This is a genomic window from Paraburkholderia sp. J11-2, from assembly GCF_905220185.1.
In the GTDB taxonomy this organism is placed as follows: domain Bacteria; phylum Pseudomonadota; class Gammaproteobacteria; order Burkholderiales; family Burkholderiaceae; genus Paraburkholderia.
On the sequence record NZ_CAJMYY010000007.1, the window covers coordinates 81,072 to 102,538 of the forward strand.

At 66.3% G+C, this 21,467-nt stretch carries 20 protein-coding genes; 6 read left to right on the top strand and 14 right to left on the bottom strand.

The features are described from left to right. Positions 1–60 precede the first annotated feature (60 nt). Positions 61–513, bottom strand: coding sequence for a septal ring lytic transglycosylase RlpA family protein (locus tag U5A57_RS11805; RefSeq protein ID WP_415774608.1), 453 nt, complete (start codon positions 511–513; stop codon positions 61–63). A 392-nt stretch (positions 514–905) separates the two neighbouring features. On the opposite strand from U5A57_RS11805, the gene U5A57_RS11810 reads away from it, so the two are divergent. Then, entirely contained in the window at positions 906–2,168 is a 1,263-nt protein-coding gene (locus tag U5A57_RS11810; protein WP_415774609.1) for a Zn-dependent hydrolase, read from the top strand. Position 2,169: 1 nt separating this feature from the next. On the opposite strand, the gene U5A57_RS11815 is transcribed toward U5A57_RS11810, so the two are convergent. From U5A57_RS11815 to U5A57_RS11850, 8 genes are read right to left on the bottom strand one after another with little or no spacing between them, the layout of a single operon-like run. Further along, complete coding sequence (locus U5A57_RS11815; protein WP_321911002.1) at positions 2,170–2,811, bottom strand: nucleotidyltransferase family protein; 642 nt, start codon at positions 2,809–2,811, stop codon at positions 2,170–2,172. Further along, positions 2,808–3,908, bottom strand: coding sequence for an XdhC family protein (locus tag U5A57_RS11820; protein ID WP_321911003.1), 1,101 nt, complete (start codon positions 3,906–3,908; stop codon positions 2,808–2,810). Before U5A57_RS11820 ends, U5A57_RS11815 begins: the two co-directional genes overlap by 4 nt. After that, complete coding sequence (locus U5A57_RS11825; protein ID WP_321911005.1) at positions 3,905–5,107, bottom strand: vWA domain-containing protein; 1,203 nt, start codon at positions 5,105–5,107, stop codon at positions 3,905–3,907. The genes U5A57_RS11820 and U5A57_RS11825 overlap by 4 nt, the downstream gene beginning before the upstream one ends. After that, on the bottom strand, positions 5,101–5,997 hold the full coding sequence (locus tag U5A57_RS11830; protein WP_321911006.1) for a MoxR family ATPase: 897 nt from the start codon (positions 5,995–5,997) through the stop codon (positions 5,101–5,103). The genes U5A57_RS11825 and U5A57_RS11830 overlap by 7 nt, the downstream gene beginning before the upstream one ends. A gap of 18 nt (positions 5,998–6,015) precedes the next feature. Next, on the bottom strand, positions 6,016–6,684 hold the full coding sequence (locus U5A57_RS11835) for an SRPBCC family protein (RefSeq protein WP_321911007.1): 669 nt from the start codon (positions 6,682–6,684) through the stop codon (positions 6,016–6,018). 30 nt (positions 6,685–6,714) lie between these two features. Further along, positions 6,715–9,129 (bottom strand): aerobic carbon-monoxide dehydrogenase large subunit, encoded by a 2,415-nt coding sequence (locus U5A57_RS11840; RefSeq protein ID WP_321911009.1) that lies wholly within the window; start codon positions 9,127–9,129, stop codon positions 6,715–6,717. Positions 9,130–9,146: 17 nt separating this feature from the next. Continuing rightward, on the bottom strand, positions 9,147–9,677 hold the full coding sequence (locus U5A57_RS11845) for a (2Fe-2S)-binding protein (protein ID WP_321911010.1): 531 nt from the start codon (positions 9,675–9,677) through the stop codon (positions 9,147–9,149). A gap of 17 nt (positions 9,678–9,694) precedes the next feature. Further along, entirely contained in the window at positions 9,695–10,573 is an 879-nt protein-coding gene (locus tag U5A57_RS11850) for a xanthine dehydrogenase family protein subunit M (protein ID WP_321911012.1), read from the bottom strand. Positions 10,574–10,777: 204 nt separating this feature from the next. Here U5A57_RS11850 and U5A57_RS11855 point away from each other — a divergent pair, with 204 nt between their 5' ends. The 4 genes from U5A57_RS11855 to U5A57_RS11870 all read left to right on the top strand — a co-directional run bounded on the left by U5A57_RS11855 (position 10,778) and on the right by U5A57_RS11870 (position 14,957). Continuing rightward, complete coding sequence (locus U5A57_RS11855) at positions 10,778–11,581, top strand: LytTR family DNA-binding domain-containing protein (RefSeq protein WP_321911014.1); 804 nt, start codon at positions 10,778–10,780, stop codon at positions 11,579–11,581. Between the two features lie 77 nt (positions 11,582–11,658). Further along, positions 11,659–12,204: a hypothetical protein gene (locus U5A57_RS11860; RefSeq protein WP_321911016.1), complete on the top strand. Its 546-nt coding sequence runs from the start codon at positions 11,659–11,661 to the stop codon at positions 12,202–12,204. A 142-nt stretch (positions 12,205–12,346) separates the two neighbouring features. After that, a complete protein-coding gene (locus U5A57_RS11865) occupies positions 12,347–14,020 on the top strand; it encodes an AMP-binding protein (protein WP_321911017.1) in 1,674 nt (557 codons plus the stop codon). Positions 14,021–14,111: 91 nt separating this feature from the next. Next, positions 14,112–14,957 (top strand): GNAT family N-acetyltransferase, encoded by an 846-nt coding sequence (locus tag U5A57_RS11870; RefSeq protein WP_321911018.1) that lies wholly within the window; start codon positions 14,112–14,114, stop codon positions 14,955–14,957. A 5-nt stretch (positions 14,958–14,962) separates the two neighbouring features. Here the strand turns inward: U5A57_RS11870 and U5A57_RS11875 are convergent, their stop codons facing one another. The 5 genes from U5A57_RS11875 to U5A57_RS11895 all read right to left on the bottom strand — a co-directional run bounded on the left by U5A57_RS11875 (position 14,963) and on the right by U5A57_RS11895 (position 20,561). Further along, positions 14,963–16,075: a lipocalin-like domain-containing protein gene (locus U5A57_RS11875; RefSeq protein WP_321911019.1), complete on the bottom strand. Its 1,113-nt coding sequence runs from the start codon at positions 16,073–16,075 to the stop codon at positions 14,963–14,965. Between the two features lie 4 nt (positions 16,076–16,079). Further along, entirely contained in the window at positions 16,080–18,638 is a 2,559-nt protein-coding gene (locus U5A57_RS11880) for an FtsX-like permease family protein (protein WP_321911020.1), read from the bottom strand. 78 nt (positions 18,639–18,716) lie between these two features. After that, positions 18,717–19,403: an ABC transporter ATP-binding protein gene (locus U5A57_RS11885; protein ID WP_321911021.1), complete on the bottom strand. Its 687-nt coding sequence runs from the start codon at positions 19,401–19,403 to the stop codon at positions 18,717–18,719. A gap of 19 nt (positions 19,404–19,422) precedes the next feature. Further along, complete coding sequence (locus U5A57_RS11890) at positions 19,423–19,899, bottom strand: ferritin-like domain-containing protein (RefSeq protein ID WP_321911023.1); 477 nt, start codon at positions 19,897–19,899, stop codon at positions 19,423–19,425. A gap of 134 nt (positions 19,900–20,033) precedes the next feature. Further along, positions 20,034–20,561 (bottom strand): SRPBCC family protein, encoded by a 528-nt coding sequence (locus U5A57_RS11895; protein WP_321911026.1) that lies wholly within the window; start codon positions 20,559–20,561, stop codon positions 20,034–20,036. A 104-nt stretch (positions 20,562–20,665) separates the two neighbouring features. Here U5A57_RS11895 and U5A57_RS11900 point away from each other — a divergent pair, with 104 nt between their 5' ends. After that, a complete protein-coding gene (locus tag U5A57_RS11900) occupies positions 20,666–21,262 on the top strand; it encodes a sigma-E factor regulatory protein RseB domain-containing protein (RefSeq protein ID WP_321911028.1) in 597 nt (198 codons plus the stop codon). Positions 21,263–21,467: the final 205 nt, after the last annotated feature.

Sequence of the window (21,467 nt, forward strand, 5' to 3'; positions counted from 1 at the left end):
TCATTGATTCCGCACGTGAGGCAAAGTCAAAAAAGGAATCCCGAGTTGCCCTTTTCGTCGTCAGTCGTGTGATCCGTCGGCCCCGGAATACGCGAGCGTCATTTTTCCAAAGCGTTCTATCCGGACCTGCTTCGAATGTGCGTAGGGCAAGCCGAGCGCCTTCGCCGCCGCCCATGACAGATCGATGATCCGCCCTGCGATGAACGGCCCTCGATCGTTGATGCGCACGACGACCGACCTGCCCGTAGCCAGCGACGTGACACGCACCCAGGTGCCAAGCGGCAGCGTGCGATGGGCCGCCGTCAACGCGCCGCCGTTGTAGCGTTCGCCGCTCGCCGTCCGGCGCCCCTGGAACTTCGACGCGTACCACGACGCCTCGCCTGACTGCAGCGCGCTGCCTGTCGCCCGGGAATGGCTTGCCAGTATCGTTGCGTCCGCATCGTCAGCCGTGTCGTTCTCAGCCAATGGCGCGCTGGACGAGGATGCAGGGTCGGCGAGCGTGTTCTTTGTCACCGGATGATCGCGCGGAAGCTGCGCGCACGCGGCAACCAGGCCGCAAATTCCCAGTATTCCCAGATAGCGAAGCGATATCACGATAGAAGTCCGTCAACGAAAGGACGTTCTAACGGTCTCAAAAAAATTGGCGTTGACGATATGCCTCCACTCAATCGGATCTTTAACCATTACTTGCACTTCACATGCGGAAATCGTTTCGAAAGTATTTATTCTTCGACATATATTGACATTTCGAAAGGGGTCCGAATCATTTCCCTGGAAATCGCTGAGGAGCTAAACTCGACGCCCTGCTGAAAAAATGTCGCGACAAACCGGAGCCACGCGCCGCTCGCGCCATCGTGCACCGGCCAGGCGGTGTGATGCTAGGATTGCCGCTTGCCCATCGACTCATGCCCCGGAGCGCGCCCGTGCACGCCGACTTCCCACGCATCAACCCGCTTCGCCTGCTCGACGATCTCAAGACGTTGCGCAGCTTCGGCGCCACTGGCCCCGGCGTGGTCCGCCTCGCGCTTTCGCCCATCGATCTGGAGGCGCGCCGCTGGCTCGCCGCGCGCATGAGCGACGCAGGGCTGGACGCGACCATCGACGGCGTCGGCACCGTGTTCGGACGTTCGCGCAAACCGGGGCCCGCGCTCGTGATCGGCTCGCACACCGACACCCAGCCGACCGGCGGCTGGCTCGACGGCGCGCTCGGCGTGATCTATGGCATCGAAATCGCGCGCGCCCTGGGCGAATGCGCTGCAACGCGCGACTTCGCGGTCGACGTTGCGTCGTGGATCGACGAAGAAGGGACGTTTTCAGGTTTCCTTGGCAGCCGAAGCTTCGTGGGCGAAGCAATCGACACTTCATTGCACAGCGCGCGCAATCAAGAAGGTCTACTGCTCGGCGACGCACTCGCGCAGGCCGGCCTCGCGAATCTGCCGCGCGTCACGCTCGATCGCACGCGGCAACGCGCGTATCTCGAACCGCATATCGAGCAAGGCGGGCGGCTTGAAGCATCGGCGAAATCGATTGGCATCGTGACGACGATCGTCGGCATTCGCGAGTTTCAGTTGTGCTTCACCGGGCAGCGCAATCACGCAGGCACGACGCCGATGTCGATCCGGCGCGACGCGGGGGCGGCGCTGGTCGCGTTCATCGCGCGTATTGACGACACGTTTGGCCGGCTGGCGGACGCGGATACGGTGTGGACCGTCGGGCGCATCGATCTCGATCCGGGTTCGTTCAGTGTCGTGCCAGGCAAGGCGCTGATGAACCTGCAGTTCCGCGATGCGAATCCTGAGCGCCTGCATGCAATGGAACGTGCGCTTGTTGCGTTAGTCGATGACTGGAACACGCAACACGCCGTGCATGCGGAGCTGATCGTATGCGAGGGTGCCGAGGAACCGGTCACGATGGATCGTGAGTTGCAGCAGCGACTCGAAGAAGCGGCCGAAGCACTCGCGCCCGGACAGTGGACGGATATGCCAAGCGGCGCGTCGCATGACGCACAGGTCATCGCGCCTCACATTCCTGCCTGCATGCTGTTCGTGCCGAGCATCGGCGGCGTCAGTCACGATTTCATCGAGGACACCGAGGAGAAACATATCGTCCTCGGCTGCGAGGTGGCGGCGCGAGCGGCGGCGGGAATCGTGGCGGCTTTGCGGCGCTGATTCAGGGGTTGTGTACGCGTGCGTCGTTGGCCACCCCGCCCTCCACTCGCGCAACAACGCTCTGGTAGTCGGCGGGCGTATCCATGTCGACGCAAAAGCGATCGTGCGCCGCCTCGTGGAGAAACACCTCGGCGCTGTGCTCGGCGATCAACTTGCGGCAGCCCGGATTCACGCGGCCGCCCACGACTTCGGGGCAATAACTCGACGCGAACACCACAGGATTGCCTCTAGCGCCCTGGTACATCGGCACCAGGATCGATCCGCACGGCATCGACGCATAGGCCTCGATCAGCTCGCGATAGTCGGCCGCCTCGAGCAGCACCTGGTCGGCGAGGCAAATCATCACGGCGTCGCAGGGCGCCTGCAGCGCAGCAACGCCGCTCGCGACCGAAGTCATCTGTCCTTCGCGGTAGCGTGGGTTGCTCTGGAAGCGCACGTCGATGCCCTCGAGCGCTTCGAACACGGCTCGGCCGTTGAATCCGGTCACGACGACAATCTCCTCGGGCTGTGCCGCAACGATTGCGCGCACCACGCGCCGCACGGCTGGCTCGCCGCCCACCGGCAGCAACAGCTTGTGGCGGCCCGCCATGCGCGTGGACAGGCCCGCCGCGAGCACGACAGCCGAAAATGTCGCACGGCTCATCGCGCCTCCTTGTGGAGATCGTCCGGGCAACCGGCAGCGCCTGGTACGGCGCTCAGATAACGCTCGGGTGCGCGCTCGAACTCGGCCTTGCAACAGTCGCAGCAGAAGTACACCTTGTGGCCGCCATATTCGACCACATGTTTCGCGTTCGCCATCTCGACGCTCATCCCGCACACGGGGTTCACGTAGCGCCCCGCCTGTGCCTGCTGCACGGGTGGCGCGCCGAGCGCCTCGCACGGCGGCAAGGGTGGTACGGTTTCGGTGGCGATCGTGGCCGTCGGCGGCTCGGCCTGCGCGCGCGCTGCCGCCTCGGCCATCTCATGCCGCAGCGCGACCAGTCCCGCCACGGCGCCAAGCGCAATCTCCTGCGGCGTGTGCGCATGGATCGCCGGCCCAGCGGGTGCATGCAGCGCCGCGAGCCGCCCTTCGTCGATGCCGCGCAGTCGCATTGCGTCGCGCAGCCGTTCGGCCTTTTTGTGGCTCGCGATCAGGAGCACCGCCACGGCGGCGCTGCGCAACGCGGCTTCGAGCGCATCCTCGTCGCGCTCGCCTTGCGTCGCGATCAGCACGAACGACGTGCCGGCGCGGTCCAGCGCCGCGGCGTCGAAGCCCGCTTGCCCGGCGCGCGCAACCTCGGCCGCCAGGCTCGCGCGAAACCCGACGCGACGTGCGAGCACACAGGCCTCGTGTGCGGCGGGCGTCGCGCCGAGCACGGCCACGAGCGGCGCGGGCACGGTGGGCTGGATGAAGAGCTCCAGCGCGCCGTTGCTCGCGCACGGCATGGCATGCGCCTCGACTTCGGCGTCGGCTGGCCCCGGTTCGTTGCTGATCCGCACGCGCCGCGGCTGCCCCGTACGCATCGACTGGCGTGCGGCCTCGATGACGATCGTCTGCGAGCAGCCCCCGCCGACCCAGCCATGCAGCGCGCCGCTCGCCTCCACGAGCGCCTGGGCGCCGACGCACGTCGAGGTTGGCGGCGCCGCACGGATCACGGTGACGACCGCGAACGGCGCGCCTGCATCGATCAGCCGCTGCTCGAGCTGCAGCAAATCCGCGGCGTCAGGAAGGGTCTCGCTCGATTCGGCATGAACATTCATTGCAGCGCCTCGAGAATTTGAGGAAAGATCCGTTCGAGCCCCGCGAGGTCGCGGGCGCCGGCGAACAGGTCGAGATGCGGCAGCGCGGCCTGCATGCCCGCGCTGACTGGCTGGAATCCGGAACGCTCGGCGAGCGGGTTGAGCCAGACGAGCGAATGGCAGCGCCGCCGGATCGCGGCGAGCGACTCGCCGAGCTGTGTCACGTCGCCGGCGTCGTAGCCGTCGCTGACGATCACGACCGCGGTGCGCGCATGCAGCAGGCGCGGCGCGTAATGCTCGTTAAAACCGGCGAGACTCTCGCCGATGCGCGTCCCGCCCGCCCAGCCCTCGGAGATCTGGTGCAGGCGCTCCTGGGCGCGGCGCGGATCGGGGTCGCGCAGCGCTTCGTCGACGCAGACGAGCCGCGTATGGAAAACGAAGCTGTGCACGTCGGGCAACCGCCCGCTCAGCACGCGCGCGAGCCGCAGGAAAAAGAAGCTGTAGAGGCTCATCGAGCGGCTCACGTCGAGCAGCATGATGATGCGCGGGCGCTGCCTGCGCTTGCGCCGCCAGCCTAGTTCGACCGGCAGCCCGCCGCGCGAGACGCTGCGGCGCAGGGTCCAGCGCAGATCGATCGTGCGCCCGAGGCTCGCGCGCTGCTCGCGGCGCATCTGGATGCCGCGCAGGCGCAGGGCGAAGCGGCGGATGGCGTCGTCGATGGCGAAAAGTTCGCTGCGGTCGTTCAGGTGGCGGAAATCCGCGTGGGTTAGCGACGCTGTGTGCGTCGCGCCTTCGTTCGCGGCTGCGCCCTCTTGCGCCGCGCCGCCGCCGCTGCCTGCGAGCGAAATCGGCGTGCCCTCGCTCGCATCGCGCGGCCCACTGGCTGCGTCGTCGCACGCAAGCGGCCCCGCGCCGCCAGCACGGGTTTCGGCGAGCTTGCGCCGGTTCGGCGCAAGGAAATACGCGTCGAACAAATCGTCGAAGCGGCGCCACTCCTGCGCGCGCGAGCACAGCAGCGCACGCAGGCTCCAGCGCAGCACATCGCGCTCGGTCTGTCCCATGCGTTGCACCACTTCGAGCATGGCGGCAACGTCAGCGTTCGTTACGCAGAACGCATTCGTGCGCAGCCAGCCCGCGAAGCCCGCATAGCGCGCAACGAGGTGATCGGCGAGATCGTGCGGCACTTCGCCTGGCCGGGTGCTGTCGATTCCGGTCAGCATGACGCCACCAGTTTTTCAACCACCGGCCGCGTGAGACTGGCCTGATCCTCGCGCGTTTTTACGAGCGCCGCGAGCGAATCCATCACGCGGTCCACCCCGTCTTCGTCGAGCGCACTCACGCCAAGGCGCAGCAGCGCGGCCACCCAGTCGAGCGTTTCCGCGAGGCCCGGTTTGCGGCGCAGGGCCATTTCGCGCACTGCATGCACGAATTCGACGATCTGCGCCGCCAGCGCCTCCGGCACTTCGGGCACCTGGGTCCGCACGATCATGAGTTCGCGCTGGAACGACGGATAGTCGACGTACTGGTAAAGGCAGCGGCGGCGTAGCGCATCGGAGATCTCGCGCGTGCCGTTCGAGGTCAGGATCACATAGGGCCGCTCGCTCGCGCGGATCACGCCAAGCTCGGGAATCGAAAGCTGAAAATCCGAAAGCAGCTCGAGCAGGTAGGCCTCGAACGCCTCGTCGGTGCGGTCGATTTCGTCGATCAGCAGCACGGGCGCGGGCGTAGTCGTAATGGCTTCGAGCAGTGGGCGCTTGAGCAGATAGCGCTCGGAGAAAATGTCCTGTTCCTTGTCGCGCAGCGGCCGCGCGTCCTGCTCGAAGAGCTTGATGGCCAGCAGCTGGTGAACATAGTTCCACTCGTAAAGCGCCGCGTGCGCGTCGAGTCCTTCGTAGCATTGCAGGCGGATCAGCGGGGCGTCGAGCAGGCGCGCCAGTGCCTTCGCGACCTCCGTCTTGCCCACGCCCGCTTCACCCTCCAGCAGCAGCGGGCGGCGCATTTCCATCGTGAGCAGCAGCGCCGCCGCGAAGCTGCGCTCCACGATGAACCGGTGGGCCGCCAGCTGCGCCTGCAGCGCGAGGACGTCCGGCATGCGGTCGATCGACGTCATGGCGTCCCTCAGTGGCCCTCAGCGGCCCTGCGCCTTGCGTGTGAAGTGAGCGCGCAGCCAGTCGCGCACGATGGCCCACATGAACGCGATGCCGTTCAGCTCGGCGGCTTGCGCGGGCGGCGCCGCGGCCGCTCGTGCAACCGGAGCCATTGCCGTCGCCTCGTCGGGCGCAGTGGCCCCGCCAACCGCGTCCGCTTCAGCGCCCGGCGCATCAGGCGCACCCTGCGGCGGCGCCATGGCGCTCAGCCGAGCCGAAAAGTTCGCGACAAACTGCTTGAGCAACTGCTCCGACACCGGCCCCATGAGCCGGCCGCCCAGCGCGGCGGCCTTGCCGCTCATCGTCACCTCGCTCTTGCCGGTCAGCGTGCAGGTCTCGCCCGTGGGTTCCACACTGGCCGTGAGATCCATCGTCGCCGCCGAGCTGCCGGTCGAATCCGTGCCTTTGCCGAGCAGATGCAGGCTGCGCGCCGCGGCGTCGAGCGCGAGCACCTCGATGTCGCCCTTGAACGACATCGTCGCCGGCCCGAGCCGCACCGTGATGGTTCCTTTGTAGTGCGTGTCGTCCACACGCTCGGTGATCTTCGCGCCTGGCATGCAGCCGGCCACCGCCTCGATATCCTGCATCAGCGCCCAGGCGCGGTCCGCGCTCGCATCGAGCGGAAATGCCTTGTCGAGTACGACTTTCATTCCGGATTCCTCATCATCAATCGTTTCGACTCAGGCGGGCCGCGTCAATCCGAGTTCGCGGCACTGCTGCCACACGCGGTACGCGTTGTGCGGCATGTTCATGTGCGTCACGCCGAGATGCGCGAAGGCATCGACCACCGCTGACGTGAAGCACGGAATCGAGCCCACGTGCGGCGATTCGGCCACGCCCTTTGCGCCGATCGGGTGATGCGGCGAAGGCGTCACCGTGAAGTCCGTCTCCCAATGCGGCGTTTCCACGGCCGTCGGCACGAAGTAGTCGAGCAGCGTCGCGCCGAGCAGATTGCCCGCTTCGTCATACGGCAGTTCCTGGCCCAGCGCCACCGCAAAACCTTCGGTCAGGCCGCCATGTATCTGCCCTTCGATGATCATCGGGTTGATCCGCGTGCCGCAGTCGTCGAGCGCGTAGAAGCGGCGCACGCGGATCTCGCCGGTATAGCGGTTGATGTCGAGCACGCACACGTAGGCGCCGAACGGAAACGTAAAGTTGGGCGGATCGTAATAGTCGACGGCCTCGAGGCCCATCTCCAGCCCTTCGGGAACGTTGTTATACGCCGCCCACGCCACTTCCTTCACGGTCTTGAACTGGTCGGGCGAGCCCTTCAGCACGAAGCGATCCAGATCGAATTCAACATCGTCCGGGCTCGCTTCGAGCAGATGCGCGGCGATACGGCGCGCCTTCTCGCGAATCTTGCGCGAAGCGCGCGCGACCGCGGCGCCCGCAACCGGCGTCGAGCGCGAGCCATAGGTGCCGAGCCCGTACGGCGCCGTGGCGGTATCGCCCTCTTCCACGGTGATTTTCGAGGCCGGAATGCCCGCCTCCGACGCAATGATTTGCGCGTAGGTGGTCTGGTGCCCCTGGCCCTGCGTGATCGTGCCCATGCGCGCGATGGCCGAGCCGTCCGGATGCACGCGGATCTCGCAGGAATCGAACATGCCCACGCCAAGGATGTCGCACATTTTCGACGGCCCCGCCCCGACGATCTCGGTGAAGTTCACGAGGCCGATGCCCATGAGCCACTCCGCATCCGGGTCTGCGCGGCGTTGCGCCTGCTCCGCGCGCAGCGCGTCGTAATCGACAGCGGCCAGCACCTTTTTCAGCGCCGTTTCGTAGTCGCCCGAATCGTATTCGAGGCCAAGCGGCGTCGTGTACGGGAACTGCTCCTTCGCAATGAAATTGCGCAAGCGGATCTCGGCCTTGTCGATGCCGAGCTTTTGCGCCAGCACATCGACCATCCGCTCGATCAGGTAGACGGCCTCGGTCACGCGGAACGAACAGCGGTACGCAACCCCGCCCGGAAACTTGTTCGTGTACACGCCGTCGACGCTGACGAACGCATTCGGGATCGCATACGAGCCCGTGCAGACGTGGAACATGCCTGCGGGCCACTTGGTCGGGTCGGCGCACGCGTCAAACGCGCCGTGGTCGGCCACCACATTCACACGCAGCGCCTTGATGCGGCCGTCCTTGTCGGCGGCCAGTTCGCCGGTCATGTGATAGTCGCGCGCGAATGCGGTGCTCGAGAGATTCTCGTTGCGCGACTCGATCCACTTGACCGGACGCCCGAGCACGATGGACGCGACAATCGACGTCACGTAGCCCGGATACACGCCGACCTTGTTGCCGAAGCCGCCGCCGATATCGGGCGAGATGATGCGGATATTCGACTCCGGAATCGACGAGAGCAGCCCGACCACGGTGCGCACGACATGAGGCGCCTGCGAGGTGATGTAGACCGTGAGATCGCCACGCACCTTGTCGAACGACGCGACGCAGCCGCAGGTTTCGAGCGGGCACGGATGCACGCGCGGATACGCGATATCCTGCTTGACCGTGACCTCCGCGTTCTCGAACATGCGGTCCGTCTTGTCGCGGTCGCCCATCGTCCACGTGAAAATATGATTAGGATGCCTTCGCGCTCCATGTGCGCCGGTATCCTTGTCGCGGATGTCCTCGCGAATCACGGGCGCGTCGGGCTCCAGCGCCTTCATGGGATCGACGAGCGCGGGCAATTCCTCGTACTCGACTTCGACGAGTTCGGCCGCATCGGCCGCAACGTAGCGGTCGTCCGCCACCACGAACGCGACTTCCTGGTTCTGGAAGCAGACTTTTTCGTCGGCGAGCACGGCCTGCACGTCGCCTGCGAGCGTCGGCATCCAGTGCAGCTTGAGCGGCTTGAGGTCGTCCGCCGTGAGCACGGCGTGCACGCCCGGATGCGCGAGCGCGCGCGACTTGTCGATGCGCTTCACGCGCGCGTGGGCATAGGGACTGCGCACCATCACGCCGAACAGCATGCCCGGCATCTTGATGTCGTCCACGTAGCTGCCCTTGCCCTGGATGAAACGCGGGTCCTCGCGGCGCTTGCGCGAGCAGCCCATGCCTTCGAGCGCGGCGAGACGCTCGAGATTGGCGTCGAGATTGCCCATGACGTGTCTCCCGGCGCTCAGTGCGCTTGTGCCGCGCCCGCTTCGATGAGCGGATGCGAGGTTTCAACCGCTTCGCCGCGCAGCTTGCGCGCCGCGTACTGCACGGCCTTCACGATGTTCTGATAGCCCGTGCAGCGGCACAGGTTCCCCGCCATCCAGTAGCGGATTTCCGCTTCGGTCGGATCGGGGTTCTCCTGCAGCAGGCGGTACGCGCGCATCAGCATGCCCGGCGTGCAGAAGCCGCATTGCAGCCCGTGCTCCTGCATGAAGCCCTCCTGCAGCGCATGCAGCGTGCCGCCTTGCGCGAGCCCTTCGACCGTGCGCACTTCCGCGCCCTGAGCCTGCACGGTGAGCAGCGTGCAGGACTTCACGGACATGCCGTTGAAATCGACCGTGCAAGCGCCGCAATGCGACGTCTCGCAACCGATATGCGGCCCGGTGTGCTGGCATTTTTCGCGCAGCGTGTGAATCAGCAGTTCGCGCGGCTCGACGACGACGTCGACCTCGCTGCCGTTGAGGCTGAACGACACCATGGTTTTGCTGGCCATTTCGCGTTCTCCGTGAGTCAGGGGCGTGCCGGGTTCGTGGCCCGCTCGTAAGCGGTAGTGAGCGCCCTGCGGGTCATTTCGCCCGCCATTGCGCGCTTGTAGTCGGCGTCGCCGCGCAGATCCTCCACCGGATCGCAAGCCGCCATGGCGAGCCGCGCGGCTTCGTCGAGCGCGCGTGCGTCGAACGGCTTGCCGATGAGCGCCTGCTCGGCGTCCACCGCGCGGATCACCGTGTCGCCGACATTCGTCAGAGCAATGCGCGCATGCTCGACATTGCCGCCGGCCAGGCGCAACGTCACAGCCGCCGCAGCGGTTGCGAAGTCGCCGGTCTTGCGCTTGAGCTTCGCATAGCAGTAGCCGGTGCCGGGCGGCGGCACGGGAATGCGGATGCCCGTCATGATCTCGCCCGGCTCGAGCAGCGTCGCATAGGTGCCGACGAAGAAGCCGTCCGCGCTCACCACGCGCTCGCCCGCCGCGCCCTGCAGCACGAACGACGCGTCGAGCGCGATCATCAACGCGGGATGGTCATTGCCAGGATCGCCGTGCGAGAGATCGCCGCCCAGCGTGCCGCGATAGCGCACCTGCGGGTCGGCAATCTGCCGCGCGCCCTCGACAATCAGCGGGCAGCGCGCCTGCAGCACCGCCGACCAGATCAGCTCGTTCTCGGTTGTCATCGCGCCGATCCACAGCGCGCCGTTTTCCTCGCGGATGCCCTTGAGTTCGGCGAGCCGCCCGAGATCGATCAGATGATCGGGCTGCGCGAAGCGCAGCTTCATCATCGGCAGCAGGCTATGGCCGCCCGCGAGCAGCTTGGCCGTTTCGCCGTGCGTGCCGAGCAGCGCGAACGCCTCGGACAAGGTTTGTGGAGCGTGGTATTCGAATGGGCGGGGAATCACACTAGTCTCCTTGTTGGCATCGTCCTGCAGTTCAGGATTTCACAATGCAACGCAGCAATTCAACGGGATTTCGCGAACGGCGTTCTGGTTGCGCCGGGTGCCGGAAAACTTGCGCGAAAAGGGGAAAGGACATAAAACGGAGGCAGCGTCCCGCCGCCGCAAATGCCGCGCACAACGCCGCGGCCGCATCGGGGAGAACCCTGGATGAAACCGTTCGAGCACGCCATGCCGACCACCGACGCGCGCCGCGCCGAGTCTTTTCAGCACCGCCTGGAGCAGTTCAATCCGGGTGTGGTGTGGCTCGACGCGCAGGGGCGCGTCAGCGCGTTCAACGACGTCGCGCTGCAAATTCTCGGCCCCGCGGGCGAGCAGTCGCTGGGCGTTGCCCAGGACAAGCTGTTCGGCATTGACGTCGTGCAGCTGCACCCGGCAAAAAGCCGCGACAAGCTGCGCTTCCTGCTGCAGTCGCGCGACGCCGGCGGCTGCCCCGTGAAGTCGCCGCCGCCGGTCGCGATGATGATCAACATTCCCGACCGCCTTCTCATGCTCAAGGTCTCGCGCATGTCGGACATGAACGGCACGTGCGGCACCTGCATGATCTTTTACGACCTCACCGACCTGACGACCGAGCCCTCCTCCGAGTCGCATGCCGGCGCGCCCACGCCGCCGCGGCGGCTCTTCAAGATTCCGGTGTACCGCAAGAACCGCGTGATCCTGATCGACCTGAAGGACATCGTGCGTTTTCAGGGCGACGGCCACTACACGACGATCGTCACGAAGGACGATCGCTACCTCTCCAACCTCTCGCTCGCCGACCTCGAGCTGCGGCTCGACAGCAACTCGTTTGTGCGCGTGCATCGCAGCCATATCGTCAACCTGCCGTACGCCGTGGAACTCGTCAAAGCCGAAGACAGCGTGAACCTCGTGATGGACGACGGCGAACGCAGCGTCGTGCCGGTGAGCCGGTCTCGCGCCGCACAATTGAAAGAGTGGCTGGGCGTGGTTTGAACGCCAGCGCCGATCGTTTCACGCCAGCCGGCCAGACGCATTCGTCCTAGAATCAATATCAGGGGGGGCGAGGCGTGATGAATCGCGAAGTGGTCACTGGGCTACTGTGCGGCGCACTGCTTGCCGGCTGTGTGTCGGCCGGCGTCGAGGTGAGGCCCGAGCAGATGGCGAACTTCCGGCACGGCGTGACAACCTTGCAAGACGTGACAGCCGTGCTCGGCCCGCCGTCGGTCGAGACCGCGCTGGACGACGGCTCGACGCTGCTCGTCTACACCTATGTCACGTCACGTCCGCACCCGGAAAGCTATATCCCGTTCATCGGCTCGCTCGTCGCTGGCGCGGATACACATTCGTCTGCGGCGGTGTTCCTGTTCGATTCGCGGGGGCTGCTCAAAAGCGCCAACACCACGAGTTCGAACGTCGGCACGGGCATGACCGCCGCCCACACCGCGCAGCCCAGAGCGAGCGCGCCAGTCTCCGAGGCGCCCGTTGTGACCAAAAGTGTCGCGCCGCCCGTCGTTCAAACCGTCGAGCCGACGCCGGAAGAAGACCTCGAGCCTGCGTCGCAACTGCCCAGAGAACCTCAACCGGAAAATGGCATTCAGCCGGCGCCCGCCGAATAGCCATCGCCCTTCGCGCACGAATGCGCATCGGATCGCACGCGTACGTGCGCTAGAGCACACTTGGCAAGTCACCGCGAGAATACGCTAGGAGTCCAAAATTAGAATCAGCGAACGCCAAAGCGACCCCGCAGCGGAGGACAACATGTCGAACTTGCCCTGGCTTTCGCAATATCCCGCCGGCGTCGCGGCAGACGTCAACCTCAATGACTACCCCTCGATGGCAGCCCTCCTGGAGCACGCCGTCGCCCGCTTTGGCGACCGTGTCGCCTTTCATCAGTTCGGTGTGGATCTCACCTATCGTCAGCTGGAAGAGGACTCCGCGCGCCTCGCCGCCTGGTTCCAGAAAGACCTTGGTCTCCAGCCCGGGGACCGCATTGCACTGATGTTGCCGAACTCCCTGCAACACCCCATCGCAATGTTTGCCGCGCTGCGTGCCGGGCTCACCGTGGTCAACGTGAATCCGCTCTACACCGCACCGGAACTGGCGAATTTGATCGGGGATTCCGGTGCGCGTGCGATCGTGGTCATGGAAGTTTCCGCGGCCACGCTCGAGCAGGCGCTCGTCCACGCCGCCATCGAACACGTGATCGTCGCGCGCGTGGCGGAGATGCAGCGCTTCCCGAGATCCATCCTCGTCGATTATGTCGTGCGAAAAAAGAAAAAGCTCGTTCCGCACTGGACGATTCCCGGTGCGATCGCCTTCAAGACCGCCATGACCGCCCGCCCCGCCACGGACTTCACGAAGCCGGCGCTGAACCGCGAGACAAGGGCGTTCCTGCAATACACCGGCGGCACGACCGGCGAACCCAAAGGGGCCGTGCTCACGCACGGCAACGTGCTCGCCGACGTGCTGATCTTTGCCGCGTGGGTCCAACCGGTGTTTCGCGAGAGCGGCGAAATCACGCTCATCGCCCTGCCCCTGTACCACGTGGCCGCTCTGGTGTGCCAATGCCTCGTTTCGTTGCATCTGGGCACCCGCTGCGTTCTGGTCATGAACCCACGCGATATTCCTTCGCTCGTGAAGGACTTTGTCACGCATCGGCCAACCGTGTTCGGCGGCCTCAACACGCTATTCACGGCGCTGATGAACAACGAGAATTTTCGCGCGCTCGACTTCTCCTCGTTGCGCAGCACCTTCGGGGGAGGCACCGCGACCCAGCCTGCCGTTGCCGAGCGCTGGCAGAAAGTGACGGGCTGCCCGGTGGTGGAAGCCTACGGGCTATCTGAAGCCGCCGGCGCGGTGACGGCCAATCCCGTCACGCAAACGGCCTTCGAAGGCACGATCGGCGTGCCGCTGCCATCCATGCGCATTGAAATCCGCGACGAACGCGGCGCGGCCGTCTGCGCCGGCATGCCGGGCGAAATCTGCGTTGCAGGACCGGTAATCATGCAGGGCTACTTCAACCGGCCGGAGGAAACGGCCCAGGCGATCGGCACCGATGGATTCTTCTCGACCGGCGATATCGGGATCATGGACGAGCGCGGTGTGATCCGGATTGTCGACCGCAAGCGGGACATGATTCTGGTCTCCGGTTTCAACGTCTACCCGAACGAGGTGGAGGGCGTGCTGTTTCGGCATCCCGGCATTCTGGAAGTCGCGGTCGTGGGTGTGGTGGATGAGCAATCTGGTGAGACGCCTGTCGCCTTCGTGGTGAAAAAAGAACCCAGGCTGACCGAGGCGGACGTGATCGAGTTTGCGCGCACCAGTCTCACCGCTTACAAAGTGCCGAAGCACGTGGTCTTCGTGAACGATTTGCCGAAAACGCCGGTTGGGAAAGTGCTGCGGCGGCAGTTGCGAGACCGGCTGGCCGTGTAGCGCGGCGTTGCTATTCAGCGGTGGCATAATCCAGACGAACGGGCAGTCGTGCCCCCTGACCACTGCTGCAAGAACTGCGTGCTCCAGTCTCATGGACCAAACCAACGACTTCATCGTGCGCACCATGTCGGCCGACGAGGTGGCCATGTCGGTGGAATGGGCCGCCGCAGAGGGATGGAATCCCGGCAGGCACGACCCGCCCTGTTTCAGGGAAGCAGACCCGGACGGCTTCTTCGTCGGCGTCTGGCGCGGCGAGCCGGTTGCCTGCATTTGCGCCGTCGCCTATGACGACAGCTTTGGCTTCATCGGCCTTTACATCGTGAAACCCGGTTTTCGCGGCAAAGGCTTCGGCCTGCGGACCTGGCAGCATGGCATGCGTTACCTGGGAGACCGCAACATCGGCCTCGACGGCGTCGTTGCCCAGCAGGCGAACTACCGGAAGTCCGGGTTCCAGCTCGCGTACCGCAACATCCGCTATCAGGGCCTCGTGAGCGGCATCGGTTGCGCGCATGTGGCGGCGGTGGCCGACGTGCCGTTCGCGCAGTTGCTTGCCTACGATCGCTCCTGTTTTCCCGCGCAGCGTGAGCGCTTCCTCTCGGCCTGGATCGCGCAGCCGGATGCCGTTGCGCTCGCAACCATCGACGCGGGCCGGGTCGCCGGATACGGCGTCGTGCGCCGCTGCCAGGCGGGCTGCAAGATCGGCCCGCTGTTCGCCGACGATGCTGACGTCGCCACGCGCCTCTTTCGCGCGCTTGCGGCACGCATGCCCGGCGAGGTCATCGTGTTCGACGTACCGCAGACGAATCCCGCGGCCGTCGCGCTGGCTGAGCGGCACGGCATGGCGAGCGTCTTCGAAACCGCGCGAATGTACACGAAAGGCGCGCCCGCGATTGCGATGGATCGGGTGTTCGGGGTGACGTCGTTCGAACTGGGATGAGGCTGCTAAAGCGCAAGCCGCTGGACATAGCCCGTCAGCTCGAGATAGCCGCGTCCGACCGGTTTTGCAGCCGGTTTTGCCACGCTTGCGCCCGCCTCGAAGGCCGTCACGGCGCCCTCCCAATACACCGCGCCGGTCGTCACGCGGCTGTCGAATTCCTGATCGTCCATGAGCGGCACGAGCGTCAGATGCCGGTCCTGCGCATCGACGCGCATCGCCACCGGATACTCCGCGCCGGTATGCGGCGAACGCCACCGGCGCAGCGGCGTGAAACGAATGCTATCGGGCGATAGCGCATGCGTGCTTCCATCGGCGGCGCGCAGCGTGCCGCCTGCCCAGAACTTGCGGCCTGCCTTGTCGCGAATCTGCAAGGCCATCAGCGCGCCGCCGTCGTCGAAATTGATGCCGATCCAATCCCAGCCAACGGCGGCGTCGGCTAGCGGCGCCGACGACCATTCGTGGTCGAGCCACGCCAGCCCGCGCACGGGCTCCCCTTTGCCGCGCGCATCAACACTGCGTTCGAGCACGCCTTCGACCTGCAGCCACGGCTGGCTGTAGTAGTAGCTGGCCTCCTCCGGCAGCGGGCCTTTGCGGCTATAGCCGCCTGCACCGTTGACGAGCACCGGCTGTGCCGGCGCCAACGTAAAGGCGAAGGCGAAGCCGGGCGTGGCCACGTTCAGGCGGTAGCGGCCGTTAGCATTGCGTTCGAGCGACCAGTCGTCGATGTGAACGGCCGTGTCCGTCTCGCTCGCTTCGGCCAGTCCAAAGCCGCGGCGCGCGACGCGCTGGTCGTGCTGCAAGCTGGCCGCGCGCGGATCGCTCAGCGCCACGTTGGCGAACAGCAATTGATCCGGCGCGAAGCGGCTCGGGTTCGCCTCATCGAGCGCGGGGCGCGAGCGGAAGAATGTCGCTTCGAAACCCAGCGATGCACCGGCATGCGTTTGCAGCCAGCCCGTCACGTACCACCATTCGTTGCGAAAGCTCGAATGCGCGCCATAGTCGCGCGGGAACACAAGCGGCTGTCCGCTCGTGACCGGCGGATATTGCGGCAGGCTCGCCCGCGCGGCGTTCTGCGTCAGGGCGGCCAGCGGCCAAAAAAGGAACGTGCGCCGTCTCATCGCGTCACCAGTCGTCGCGTACGGCGCGCACCGCGTCCACCGACATTGCCGCGCGCGAACTCAGGAGCGCCGTGAGCGCGGCGGCGAGGACGACCGCCAACGCCAGCGCGGCGAGCAGCCCCCACGGCATGTGCACGCTCATCGTCCAGTGAAACGACTGCGGGTTGACGACATGCACGAGCACCATCGCGAGACCCAGGCCCAGCGTCAGCCCGGCGAGCACGCCGAGCAGCGCCACGAGCGCACCCTCCATCGCGAGCATGACGCCGATCTGGCGGCGCGTCACGCCGATGTGCCGCAGCATGCCGAACTCGCGCGTGCGCGCAAGCGCCTGCGAGCCGAAGCTCGCGCCAACGCCGAACAGTCCGATGATCACCGCCACCGCCTCCAGCAGATACGTCACGGCGAAGCTGCGATCGAAGATCCGCAGGCTCGCCGCGCGAATCTCGCCGGGCTGCGCGAACTCCAGACGCTGCCCGCCGCGTACGCCCTCGCGCAAGCGCGCGATCGCTTGCGCCGGCGCCACGCCCGGTGCGAGCCATAAGGCGGCGTCGCTCACGCGGGTGTCGCCAGTCAGGCGGCGATAGTCGCTTGCGTCGATCACGATGGCGCCGAACTGGCGTGCGTAATCGCGCCAGATGCCGGCCACCGTGAACGGGAGGCGCCGCCCCGCCAGCGGCAACGTCATGCGCTGGCCCGGATGCATCCCATACAGATCTGCGGCCGCCTCGCTGACCCACACGGGCGGCGGGTCGCCGGGCTGCGGCGCGAGCGGCGCGCTCGTCAGCGGCAGACGCGCGGCGGGATTGCGCGAATCGATGGGCCGCGCGAGCAGGCTCACAGGTGGCAGGCGAGCGTCGAGCGAGATTTGCGTCGCGCGAAGAAACTCCGCGCGCGCCACGCCTGACGTGGCCGCGATGGCCGCCTGATCGCCCGGCGAGAGGAATGCGCTGTCGCCGCCGGGCGCAGCGCGCAGGTAAAGCGGCGCGGGCAGCAGCAACTGCAGCCAGTCGTCGACCGCGACGCGAAAGCTCGACACCATGATCGCCATCGCCGTCATCAGGCTGAAGCTCGTGACGATGCCCGCCAGGCCGATCGTCGCGCGGCCGGGGGCATTGGCGAGCTGCGCGAGCACAAGCTGCGGCACGACATGATTCGAGCGCGGCAGCACGGCGAACACCGCACGCGCGACGGCCGGCATCGCGAGCACGCCGCCCAGCAGCAACAACGCGATCGCGAGATAGCCGAACACCGGCAAGCCGGCCACGGGCGGCAACAGCGCCGCCACGAGCCCGGCGGCGAGCGCGAGCAGCGCCGCCATGACGGTGCGCTTCGTGCGCAAGCGTGCGGCCGGCGCTTCCTCGTCGCCCGCCTTCAGCGCCCGCGCGGGCCGCGCCCTCGCCGCTTCGAGCGCCGGCGCGAGACTGCCGAGCACCGATGCGGCCACACCCAGCGCAAAAAATATCGCGGCGGGCAGCGCATCGAAATACAAGCGCGGCTGCACCCCTTCGAAATAGCCGCCGCCCAGATCGCCGCCCGCATAACGGAGCACGGCGGCCGCGAGCGCGAAGCCGATGGCGAGCCCCGCGGCGGCGCCGAGCACGCCGAGGATCGCACCCTCCGTGACGACGAGCCATAGCACGCCCCGCCGCGTCACGCCGATCGCGCGCAGCAGCGCAAACTGCGCGCGGCGCCGCAGCACGGCGAGCGCCTGCATCGTGAAGACGAGGAATGCGCCCGTGAACAGCGCGACGAGCGCAAGCACGTTGAGATTGGCGCGATAGGCGCGCGAAAGCATCGATGTGCGGTGCGCGTTGTCGCGCGGCGTGACGGCGGAGACACCCGCGGGCAATCGCGGCGCGATCGAACGCGCGAACGCTTCGGCGTCGACGCCCGGCTTGAGCTTGATGTCGATGCGTTCGAGCGTGCCGAGCCGCTGCAAGCGCCATTGCGCGGCGCCGATGTCCATCACGCCGACGCGCACCGCATCGCCCGACGCAGGCAACACGCCCGCAATGCGCAGCGCGACCGAAGCGAGCCCGACTTGCACCGTGAGTGTGTCGCCGGGCTTGAGCGCGAGCCAGGTCAGCGCGGCGGGCGAGAGAAACACCGTGTCGGGGTCGAGCAGATCGAGGGTGCTCGCCTTCGCGCCATTCGCGTGACTGGCGCGATCCGCTCGATCCACGCGCCCGACGAGATTCGGCGTGACGTAGCCTGCGCGAAAGACATCGACGCCCAGCAGCTTCAACGACTCGTCGCGTCCCGCGACGCGCGCGTCGACCTCGACCACGGGGCTGGCCGCCGCGACCTCGGGCAAACGCGCAATACGCGGATACAGCGCCTCATCGAAGCCCGCGCGCGGGCCGCGCAGTTCGAGATCGGCGTTGCCCATCAGCGAGTTGACCGTGGCCGACAACTCGTTGAGCGCCGCGCGATTGATCAACTGCACGGCGTAGCCCATCGCGACGCCCGCGGCGATCGCGAGAATGCCGATCAACGTGCGCAGCGGATGCGCGCGCATTTCCCCGCCGATGAGCGCCGCACCGACTCCGCCAGCGGGCATGCCATGGCCTGGGCAGCGCGATGCACGCGCTGCGTCGGAGTCGCGCGACGCGCGCTCGGCGCCGAGCCAGCGCATCGCCTACGTGCCGCCTGCGCGCGGCGTGTACGGCTCGAGCCCGTCGGGCGTGAGCCGCAGCACGCGGTCGGCGGCAGCCGCCACGGCGGCCGAATGCGTCGCGAGCAGCACGCCTGCGCCGTTCTGTTGCGCCAGATCGCGCAGCAGCGCGAGCACGCGCATCGCCGTGTCGTGATCGAGATTGCCGGTGGGCTCGTCGGCCAGCACGAGCCGCGGCTGATGCACGAGCGCACGTGCGATCGCCACGCGCTGCAATTCGCCGCCCGACAACTCGCGCGGCAACGCATGCTCGCGCCCGCCGAGCCCAACCGCCTGCAGCACGAGTGACACGCGCGCCGGCACGTCTTTCGCGCGCGAGCCGTTCAGCAACAGCGGCAGCGCGATGTTCTGCGCCGCCGAGAGATTCGGCAGCACATGAAACGCCTGGAACACGAAACCCATTTTCTGGCGGCGCTGCAGGGTCGCAGCGTCGTCGTCGAGCGTGGCGAGGTCGTTGCCGTCGAAGACGATGTGCCCCGCATCCGGCCGGTCGAGTCCGGCCGCGAGATTGAGCAGCGTCGATTTGCCCGCGCCCGATTCGCCCATGATCGCGACGCACTCTCCCGAGCCCAGTTCGAGATTCACGCCGCGCAGCACGTTGCGCGGCGTGGTGCCGTCGTAGTGCTTCGACACATTGGCGAGCGTCAGCATAGCGGCCCGGCTAGCGCGCCTATTCGGCGAGCCCCATGCCGTGCTGCGGCGAGGTCGTGGTCGAGCCGGGACGGCGCAGCATCTTGTCGACCTCGCCCGCGTGCAGCTCCTCGACCTGGATCATCTGGCGCGCGTACTCTTCGAGCGCAACCGAGCGGTCCGCCACGAGCGAGAGCAGCTCGCGGTACAGACCGAGCGCGATCTGTTCGGCTTCGAGCGATTCGCGCAGGATGGAGCCGATATCGAACGTATGGGAATCGAGCAGCGGACCGATTTCGAGCGACGGATACGCGCCGAGCGTCGTGATCCATTCGCCGGCCTGCTGCGCATGCAGGAGCGATTCGTCGGCCTGCTGCCGCAGCCAGGAGACGATCGGAATGCGGCCGAATCCGAACACCAGGAACGAATAGTGCGTGTACCGCACCACGCCCGCCAGCTCGGATTCGAGGATCTTGTTCAGCACGGCGACGACCGGCTCCTTTTCGATCTCAGTCATGTTGCCTCCCATGCAAGGCAAGTAAGCGGTGGGGGTGGCTCATCACGGCTCCTTCTCGCAGAAATCGGGCGGAAAAGCACGTGCAATCGTGTACAAGCAGTGTACAAGCGTGCCAACGGGTTCGATTGTTGCACTTATCGCGGCTTGGTGCTGCGCCTGGTGCCACGCCTGGCGTCACGTTCGGCGCGGCAATCGACAAGCCGCGCCTCGAGCAGGTGCGCCAGTGCGCGCCCCCCTTCGCGCATGATCGAATCGTGATTCCAGCGGAATACCAGCCGCGCGAGCGGCGCGAACGCGACCGCGCTCATCCACGCACTGGCCGTCCTGACCTGCCAGTCGTAGCGCACCATCGTGCGGTTGCCGTCGGCTGCGAAATGCCAGCGCCCCACGCCCTCCAGCGCGCCGCTGGCTTCACCCTCGAGCGCCACGAGCGGCGTAACGCGCGTCACACGCACGTCGATGATCACGCGATAGGGCAACGCACCCTTCCAGGTGTAGCGATGCACCGCGCCGAGACCGTCTGCCCCGCCCGCCTGCAACTCGCGCACCGCTTCGACACTCTTCCACCACTTCGGCCAGGTCATCGAATCGTGGATCGCGTCCCAAACCGGCTGCAGCGGCGCCTCGATGCACCACAAGGTGGTCAGACGGAATTCCGCCATCGTTCGCTTCCTCCTGGTTTGCAATACGGCCAGGTCTGCATTGCGGGGGGCGAAGCCGTGCTCCAGAATGACGCATCATCCACGTTGGAGTATAGGAGGCGGCGATGGCGCTCCCAGACCGCGATTACGTGGCCGTCGCGCAGGCACGCTTCGATGCGCTCGCAAACTATCAGGTCACGCTGAAATCGACATCGGCGCGAGCGGAAACGGTCGAGGTACTTTATGGTTACCGCAAGCCGGGTTTCGTTCGGATGGACTTCATCCGGCCGCATGCGGGCGCGACACTCACCTTCAGCCCTGAATCGGGCAAGGTCAAGCTCTGGCCGTTCGGCATCGACACGTTTCCGCGGCTCACGCTGAGCCCCGACAATCACATGATCCAGAGCCCGCAGGGGCATCGCGTGGACGAGTCCGATATCGGCGCCCTGCTCGCCAATGTCCGTGCGCTCCAACAGCATGGCGACACACAAAACGTCGGCGCTAAGACGATCGGCGCGCGCGAAGCGGCGCATGTGATCGTGGCGTGCCGGCCAGGATACCGGGCGAGCGGCGTGTTCCGCTATGAATTGTGGTTCGATATGAGCCACGGGCTGCCCATCAAGGTCGTGAGCGAGGGGGAGTCGCGCGAACCGATCGAAACGGTGCTGATGGAGAACCTGCGCATCGACGTGCCGGATGCGCAGCTCAGGCCGTTTGCCTAGGCGCGCGAGCGGCGAATGGCATCGGCCAAGCCAGCCGAATCATCAGCTTAATCCATGCGCAAACACACGAACCTGGAATAGCCCAACCTGTTAGGATGCCAAATAACCGGCGAACCCAAGCGGGCACGACAATTAAGCTATCGCCGGAAAACCGACGTCTCATCCCCAATCGTTGCTAACGCAGTTAAAGGCGAATCCGTCGACG

Coding starts and splice junctions, on each gene's coding strand:
- U5A57_RS11810 (WP_415774609.1), top strand. CDS start 906: ATGCCCCGGAGCGCGCCCGTGCACGCCGACTTCCCACGCATCAACCCG.
- U5A57_RS11815 (WP_321911002.1), bottom strand. CDS start 2,811: ATGAGCCGTGCGACATTTTCGGCTGTCGTGCTCGCGGCGGGCCTGTCC.
- U5A57_RS11820 (WP_321911003.1), bottom strand. CDS start 3,908: ATGAATGTTCATGCCGAATCGAGCGAGACCCTTCCTGACGCCGCGGAT.
- U5A57_RS11825 (WP_321911005.1), bottom strand. CDS start 5,107: ATGCTGACCGGAATCGACAGCACCCGGCCAGGCGAAGTGCCGCACGAT.
- U5A57_RS11830 (WP_321911006.1), bottom strand. CDS start 5,997: ATGACGTCGATCGACCGCATGCCGGACGTCCTCGCGCTGCAGGCGCAG.
- U5A57_RS11835 (WP_321911007.1), bottom strand. CDS start 6,684: ATGAAAGTCGTACTCGACAAGGCATTTCCGCTCGATGCGAGCGCGGAC.
- U5A57_RS11840 (WP_321911009.1), bottom strand. CDS start 9,129: ATGGGCAATCTCGACGCCAATCTCGAGCGTCTCGCCGCGCTCGAAGGC.
- U5A57_RS11845 (WP_321911010.1), bottom strand. CDS start 9,677: ATGGCCAGCAAAACCATGGTGTCGTTCAGCCTCAACGGCAGCGAGGTC.
- U5A57_RS11855 (WP_321911014.1), top strand. CDS start 10,778: ATGAAACCGTTCGAGCACGCCATGCCGACCACCGACGCGCGCCGCGCC.
- U5A57_RS11860 (WP_321911016.1), top strand. CDS start 11,659: ATGAATCGCGAAGTGGTCACTGGGCTACTGTGCGGCGCACTGCTTGCC.
- U5A57_RS11865 (WP_321911017.1), top strand. CDS start 12,347: ATGTCGAACTTGCCCTGGCTTTCGCAATATCCCGCCGGCGTCGCGGCA.
- U5A57_RS11870 (WP_321911018.1), top strand. CDS start 14,112: ATGGACCAAACCAACGACTTCATCGTGCGCACCATGTCGGCCGACGAG.
- U5A57_RS11875 (WP_321911019.1), bottom strand. CDS start 16,075: ATGAGACGGCGCACGTTCCTTTTTTGGCCGCTGGCCGCCCTGACGCAG.
- U5A57_RS11880 (WP_321911020.1), bottom strand. CDS start 18,638: ATGCCCGCTGGCGGAGTCGGTGCGGCGCTCATCGGCGGGGAAATGCGC.
- U5A57_RS11885 (WP_321911021.1), bottom strand. CDS start 19,403: ATGCTGACGCTCGCCAATGTGTCGAAGCACTACGACGGCACCACGCCG.
- U5A57_RS11890 (WP_321911023.1), bottom strand. CDS start 19,899: ATGACTGAGATCGAAAAGGAGCCGGTCGTCGCCGTGCTGAACAAGATC.
- U5A57_RS11895 (WP_321911026.1), bottom strand. CDS start 20,561: ATGGCGGAATTCCGTCTGACCACCTTGTGGTGCATCGAGGCGCCGCTG.
- U5A57_RS11900 (WP_321911028.1), top strand. CDS start 20,666: ATGGCGCTCCCAGACCGCGATTACGTGGCCGTCGCGCAGGCACGCTTC.